Source organism: Mucilaginibacter calamicampi (assembly GCF_042676765.1).
GTDB lineage: Bacteria > Bacteroidota > Bacteroidia > Sphingobacteriales > Sphingobacteriaceae > Mucilaginibacter > Mucilaginibacter calamicampi.
This window is the reverse complement of record NZ_JBHTHU010000003.1, coordinates 1-993: the sequence shown is the minus strand read 5'-3', so window position 1 is coordinate 993 and position 993 is coordinate 1. Positions and strand designations below refer to the sequence as shown.

2 protein-coding genes are annotated in these 993 nt (G+C 44.8%); both read left to right on the top strand.

Annotation, left to right across the window (positions count from 1 at the left end):
* On the top strand, positions 1-267 hold a 267-nt coding region (locus tag ACFQZS_RS05510), incomplete at its 5' end, for a phosphopantetheine-binding protein (protein WP_377098093.1).
* Positions 268-307: 40 nt separating this feature from the next.
* The coding region (locus tag ACFQZS_RS05505; RefSeq protein WP_377098091.1) for a condensation domain-containing protein at positions 308-993 on the top strand (686 nt) is incomplete at its 3' end.

Genomic DNA, 993 nt, shown 5'->3' with positions numbered 1-993 from the left:
GAAAGCTACACGGCCCCGCAGACAGAAGCAGAGGCGGTCTTGTGCGTAATCTGGCAGGAAGTACTGGGCCTGGAACGGGTAGGGGTAACAGACGACTTCTTCCGTATCGGGGGTAACTCAATACTGGCTATTCATCTAACGCATAAAATAGGCAGGGCGTTGGGTTATACAGTAAAGATTTCGGATATATTTAGCTATCCGCGCATCCGTCAATTTATTGAAAATAAAGAAGTTAATATAGTAGAATACGTTGAAGGCGAGTTGTAATGTGAGTTTGCATTGTTAAATTGATAGTAAAAAAAACATAATGACCGACCAATACGAGGCTGTTAAATTATTATATCGCGCTAATGCCAATGATATTTGGTTGTGGGTAGAAAATCAAACCATCAAATTTAAAACACCTAAAAACAAGGATGTTTCGGAAATAATGGCTTTGCTGGCTAAAAACAAAGCCGATTTGCTTAAAGTATTAAGCAACAATAAGATATATAACAACAACGAGGGCATTAAAATATATCATGCCGATATTTCCACCTCACCCTTATCCTATTCACAGGAGCGTTTATGGTTTATCGAGCAATATGAAGGAGGAACGAACGCCTACCACATCCCGGCGCTGTTTGAGTTATCAGGGGAGACAGATGCAGCAGGGATAAAACACGCGTTGCGCCGCATAGTGGACCGTCACGAGGTACTGAGAAGCACGATCGGCCAGATAGACGAAGAAGGGTACGGAGTACAGCAGGTACATACGCATCCGCTGGAAATAGAAGAAGTAACGCTGGGGCAGGGCGAAGATCACGAATTGCGGATCAGGGAAGACATCAACCGCCCTTTCGACCTGAGCAGGGAATATCCTGTCCGCGTAAAGTTGTATAGCCTGGCAGCGCATTCCAAAAAGCTGCTACTGGTAAATGCCCACCATATTGCCAGCGACGGCTGGTCGATGGATATCTTTCAGCGGGAGTTACTTGGTTATTACGAAGCCTG